The sequence below is a fragment of the Polaromonas sp. genome, from assembly GCF_036676035.1.
In the GTDB taxonomy this organism is placed as follows: Bacteria; Pseudomonadota; Gammaproteobacteria; order Burkholderiales; family Burkholderiaceae_C; genus Polaromonas.
Genome location: NZ_JAKFDR010000100.1, coordinates 1 through 5368, shown reverse-complemented (window position 1 = coordinate 5368; position 5368 = coordinate 1). Strand labels below are relative to the sequence as shown.

Here is a 5368-nt window from a genome sequence, read left to right as displayed (position 1 = left end):
GCGTACTGCGCTGCCCCCCGAGGGGGTTGTGCTTGCTCGGGGGCGGCCCTTCGCGGCGCACGACGCTGCGGGCTAATGCCCGCAAGGAGGAGCAACGCCGCCAGCGCGCGCCAGGGCGGCTCACTCGGGTGCGTAGCGTTGTCTCCCACAAGGTGAACTCGTGCGTGAGCGAATAAGTGTGTGTTCATGCGGTCTTGCCAGCGGTCAATGAGCGGTCAACTGCCGTTTCTAGGTTGAAGGGGTTGCAGTGAAAAAAACCATTGTCACCGCAGCGCAGGGCCCGGCCCGGCCAGTCAGCCCATTTGCTTACTTTATGACACTCTTTTTGCGCTGCCGGACAGCCGCTCAAGGCAGGTTTGACGGGGCGGGCCAGTCGCCGCACAATTATTGGTGCGCGCTGACAGCGCAAAGGCCGTCTGGCTGATTGGAGCCAGCCCCTTGTGAGCGCCAAGCCGAAGCGCAACCAGGAGACCCCATGGCCGTGAGCAACACCACCCACCCGCGCCCGCGCCCTGTTCCGGACGAAGCACCGCAGCCCGATGACGACGACGGCCTGGAGCTGCCTGTGGCGCCGGATGAAGGCTGCCCCCTCATCCCCGACGAAGAGCGCGTGATTGAAATGCCGTTCTGAACAAACCCGGTCGGCCCGAACAATCCTCAGGCCAGTTCGCGCTTGAGGCGGATTTCTTCGAGCTTGACCGAGCCAAAGGCCACGGTTTTGAGCGAGGTCATTTCGCGCTTGAAGCCGGCCCGCTCGTGAAAACGCAGCGCGCGTTCGTTGCGCACCGGCACCCAGATGGTGACTTTGATGCAGCCCTCTTCTTTCAGGCCGTCGTTGGCGGCGTCCCATAGGGCCACGCCCACGCCCTTGTCCCAATGCGCCGGAGCGGCATAAATCGCCCAGATTTCACCGGTGGTGGACGGTGTGCCCTTGTCGCGCGAGCGGTCAAAGCCGACAAAACCCACCACCTGCTCACCTTCGGTGGCCACGAAGACCTGCGGCTCGCTGAACTCGATCGCATCACGCCAGTAGGCCTGGCGCTTTTCCACCGACTGGCTGCTCAATTGCTCGTCGGGCACCAGCCCCTTGTAAGCGGCCAGGACGGCGCTGACATGGATTTGGGCGATGGCTTGGGCATCACGGGCGGTGGCGGGACGGACTTGGTAGCTGGACATGGCGGAGGGCTTGCTTTAATCAATTAATCAGTTAATCACAGGAATAGGGAATTTTCCGGGGAGCAGCATTGTCGCCGCAAATGCCGGCCGGCCTGCTGCTGCCGTGAGGTACATTCGGCGCTCAATCGATCGCACGCCTCTTTTCATTGCCCCCATGCCTGCCAACAAGCCGCCCCCGCCCGACGCGTTGAGCACGCCCGTATTCCAGGCCCGCCTGGAGCCCGGCGGTCTGCGCTTTGACGCGCCGGCTTCAGTGCCGCTGCTGCAGGCCGCCCAACGGGCCGGCATAGACCTTCCCAGCTCATGCCGCAACGGCACCTGCCGCAGCTGCATCTGCCGCTTGAACAGCGGGCAGGTGACTTACCGGATTAAGTGGCCGGGCCTGAGTTTTGAGGAAAAGCAGGACGGCTTCATCCTGCCCTGCGTGGCACATGCGGCGTCGGACGTGGTGCTGCAGCTGCCGGCTTAGCCCCCACGCTTTTCACTTCGTGTAATGCGCTGGACGTGCCGCTGCGAGACACAGCGGCTCTTCCGTCCGTCCAAGCCTGCGCAGCAGGCCTGGAGCCGCGGACGTCAGCCCCGAGGGGGCCGTCGCTTTCTCGGGGCGGCCCTTCGTGGCGCTTAGCGACCGGCTTATTTGCTCTGTTTTTGATAGCTTATTGCGCAGGTATTGCGTGGGCTGGAGGCACTTTTTGCCATCAAGCACCCAACAACCCCTTGGCGCACCGCCGCAGGCTTGGCGACTTGGCCTGCAGCGTGTAGTGTTCTGTCAAATAAGTGTGCAAGGATGGAACAATGCAAGCCCTGCCGCCTGATCCCCATGCCCTGCGGCCCGTCGACAGTCACGACGCCGCTGACACCTTTGAGGAGTACGAAGACCTCAAAACCGTGCTGCTGGCCGGCGGCGACCGGTTTGACACCCGCGTGGCGTGCGAAACCGCCGTCAAGGGCCGGGCCTTTGCGGTTTACACGGCCAGCATCGGCTCGCGCGACCCGCTGGCGCCGGCCATCGGTTTTTTTGCCGGCATCCACGGGCTGGAGCGTATCGGCTCGCAGCTCATCATCCATTACATGCGCACCCTGCTGTACCGGCTGCAGTGGGACGAGCTGCTGCACCGGCAGCTGCAAACCGTGCGCCTGGTGTTCATGCCCATCGTCAACCCGGGCGGCATGTGGGCCGGCCGACGCTCCAACCCGCAGGGCGTGGACCTGATGCGCAACGCGCCCCAGCAAGCCGAGGACCACGTGCCGTTTCTGGCCGGCGGCCAGCGCTGGGGCCCCTGGCTGCCCTGGTACTGCGGCCGGCGCGGTGCGCCCATGGAGCGGGAAAGCGCCACGCTGCTGCGCGTGGTGCAGGAAGAGCTGTCGAGCCGGCCCTTCAGCCTGGCGCTCGATTGCCATTCGGGTTACGGCTTTGGCGACAGCATCTGGTTTCCCTATGCCAAAACGCGGCGGCTGATGCAGCACCTGCCTGAGATGTACGCCCTTAAAACCATGCTAGCGCAGTCCCACCCGCACCATCCCTACAGCTTTGAGCCGCAAAGCAACCAGTACCTGCTGCATGGCGACCTGTGGGACCACGCCTATGACAAAGCGCCGGCCAGCAGCCTGTTTTTGCCGATGACGCTGGAGATGGGCTCCTGGATCTGGATACGCAAAAACCCGCGCCAGCTGTTTTCGCGGTCCGGCATTTTCAACCCCATCAAGGCGCACCGCATCCAGCGGGTGCTGCGCCGCCATGCCGACCTGCTTGATTTTTTGACCCGTGCAGCCTATGGCGCCCGCCGCTGGCTGCCGCATGCCGGCCAGCGGGAGCAACTGGCACGACTGGCCACCGCGCACTGGCACCGGTCCATGCTGCGGCCAGGCCTGGAGGCAGACCCGACCGTCTGAAATCTGAAAACCAAGGTTTTCCATTCGCTCCCCGCTTGGGCCTGGTGCGGGTTTTAAGCCCGCCCCCTGATGCTTATCGTCCGTTTGTAGGGCATGATTTCGCCCATGCAGAAGACTCTTGCGGCTCTTGTGGTTTTTGTTGGCTGTCTGGTCGCCGGCAGTGCGCAGGCTGCGCCCCCGTTTGAAGACACGATTGCCCAGCGCACCATCGCCTGCACCGCCTGCCACGGCCCGCAGGGGCGCGCCGCGCCCGATGGCTACTACCCGCGCCTGGCGGGCAAACCGGCCGGCTACCTGTACAACCAGCTCCTCAACTTTCGCGACGGGCGCCGCCATTACGCGCTGATGACGCAGTTGCTGGACCCGCTGTCCGATACCTACCTGATGGAGATCGCGCAGTACTTTGCGGCGCTTGAAGTGCCCTACCCGCCCCCGGCACGGGGCACGGCCTCGCCTGAGGTGCTGCGCGCCGGCCGGCAACTGGTGATGCAGGGCGATGCCGCACGGCGCCTGCCGGCCTGCGTGCAATGCCACGGACAAGCCATGACCGGCGTGCAACCCAACATCCCCGGCCTGCTCGGCCTGCCGCGTGCCTACGTCAACAGCCAGCTGGGGGCCTGGAGAGCCGGGCTGCGCCGCTCCCATGCGCCCGACTGCATGGCGCAAATTGTGAGGCAACTGAGCCTGGAAGACATCAACGCCGTGGCCACCTGGCTGGCCGCACAGCCCCTGCCCGCCAGCAGCAAGGCGGTGGCCATGCTGCCGGCCCCGCAGCCCGGCGCCATCAACATCACTTGTGGCAGCGCGCCGGCACCGCAGCAAGCCGGGGCAAAGCCATGAAAAAGCCGCTGCTGCTGGGTGCCGGCGCCCTGCTCGCCGGCCTGACGGCACTGGTGTGGGGGCTCAATGTGCGCGACGAAGCGGATGTGCGCGTGCCTGTCGCAGCCCCGGCCCCCACCGATACGCTGATTGCGCGGGGCGCCTACCTGGCGCGCGCGGGCAACTGCCTAGCCTGCCACACCGCACGCGGCGGGCCGGCTTATGCCGGAGGCCGCGCCATAGACACGCCTTTTGGCGCGGTGTTCACGTCCAACCTGACGCCCGATGACAAAACCGGCATTGGCACCTGGTCATCCGCCCATTTCTGGCGCGCCATGCACAACGGCCGCTCCAGGAATGGCCGCCTGCTCTACCCGGCCTTTCCCTACCCCAACTACACCCAGGTCACACGCGAGGACTCTGACGCCCTGTATGCCTACCTGCAGAGCCTGCCGCCGGTGGTGCAAGCGAACCGGGCGCATGCGCTGCGCTTTCCTTACCAGTCGCAAGCGGCGCTGGCGGTCTGGCGCGCGCTGTTTTTCAGCCCCGGCGTCTACCAGCGCGACGCCAGCCGCAGCGCCGAATGGAACCGCGGCGCCTACCTGGCGCGCGGGCTGGGGCATTGCAGCGCCTGCCACACGGCCCGCAATGTACTGGGCGGCAGCAGCGCCGGGCTCGATCTGGCCGGCGGCCTGATTCCGATGCAGAACTGGTACGCCCCTTCCCTGACCTCAGCGCACGAGGCCGGCCTGGAGCACTGGGACAAGCAGCACATCGTGAGCCTGCTCAAGACCGGCGTGTCGCCGCGCGGCTCGGTGACCGGCCCCATGGCCGAGGTGGTGCTGCGCAGCACCCAGTACCTGAGCAACGAAGACCTGGGCGCGATGGCGCAGTTTCTGCAGGAGCTGCCGCGGCTTGGCCCCGACAGCCACAGCGCCCAGCCGGTGGTCCGCTCCCGCAAAACAGCCAGCACATTCAGCGCCGCCATCCCGGGCGCCAAACTCTACGAGCAACATTGCGCGCAGTGCCACGGGGCAGCAGGCCAGGGCGTGCCGGGCGCTTATCCGCCGCTGGCCGGCAACCGTGCCGTGACCATGGCTTCCACCGCCAACCTGGTGCAGATCATTTTGAACGGCGCCTACGCCCCCGCCACCGAAGGCAACCCGCGCCCCTATGGCATGCCGCCTTTTGTGCTGGTGCTGGACGACAACGCCATCGCAGCAGTGCTCACCCATATCCGGATCTCGTGGGGCAACGAAGCGGGCGAGGTGAGCCCGCTGGAGGTCAACCGGATTCGCGCCCACCAGGGGCGATAAAAAAAGGGATTGGGGAGGTTCCGCCCGCAAAACCGGTTGATTAGGGCCTGTTCACACTAATATTGGAGGTGCGAAGGGGTTCCATCGGGCGCAAATCAAGGCGCCTGCCGCCGCCCGCACTGGTGTGCGGGCAAGGTAGGCAACGCCGAGTTGCGCCCGATGGG

The 5368-nt window shown here is 65.8% G+C and carries 6 protein-coding genes; 5 read left to right on the top strand and 1 reads right to left on the bottom strand.

Annotated features, from left to right (window positions below; all coding sequences use genetic code 11):
- The first annotated feature begins 475 nt into the window (after window positions 1-475).
- A complete protein-coding gene (locus V6M61_RS15370) occupies window positions 476-631 on the top strand; it encodes a hypothetical protein (RefSeq protein ID WP_332777458.1) in 156 nt (51 codons plus the stop codon).
- A 26-nt stretch (window positions 632-657) separates the two neighbouring features.
- Here the strand turns inward: V6M61_RS15370 and V6M61_RS15365 are convergent, their stop codons facing one another.
- The gene (locus V6M61_RS15365) at window positions 658-1176 is read right to left on the bottom strand and encodes a GNAT family N-acetyltransferase (RefSeq protein ID WP_332777457.1); all 519 of its coding nucleotides are present in this window, start codon (window positions 1174-1176) and stop codon (window positions 658-660) included.
- Window positions 1177-1330: 154 nt separating this feature from the next.
- Here V6M61_RS15365 and V6M61_RS15360 point away from each other — a divergent pair, with 154 nt between their 5' ends.
- The 4 genes from V6M61_RS15360 (at window position 1331) to V6M61_RS15345 (ending at window position 5204) form a co-directional block, all read left to right on the top strand.
- Window positions 1331-1645, top strand: a complete 315-nt coding sequence (locus V6M61_RS15360; protein ID WP_332777456.1) for a 2Fe-2S iron-sulfur cluster-binding protein — start codon at window positions 1331-1333, stop codon at window positions 1643-1645.
- Window positions 1646-1971: 326 nt separating this feature from the next.
- Entirely contained in the window at window positions 1972-3069 is a 1098-nt protein-coding gene (locus tag V6M61_RS15355) for a M14 family zinc carboxypeptidase (RefSeq protein ID WP_332777455.1), read from the top strand.
- 105 nt (window positions 3070-3174) lie between these two features.
- Window positions 3175-3909, top strand: coding sequence for a c-type cytochrome (locus V6M61_RS15350; protein ID WP_332777454.1), 735 nt, complete (start codon window positions 3175-3177; stop codon window positions 3907-3909).
- Window positions 3906-5204: a cytochrome c gene (locus V6M61_RS15345; protein WP_332777453.1), complete on the top strand. Its 1299-nt coding sequence runs from the start codon at window positions 3906-3908 to the stop codon at window positions 5202-5204. The genes V6M61_RS15350 and V6M61_RS15345 overlap by 4 nt, the downstream gene beginning before the upstream one ends.
- The last annotated feature ends 164 nt before the right edge of the window (window positions 5205-5368 follow it).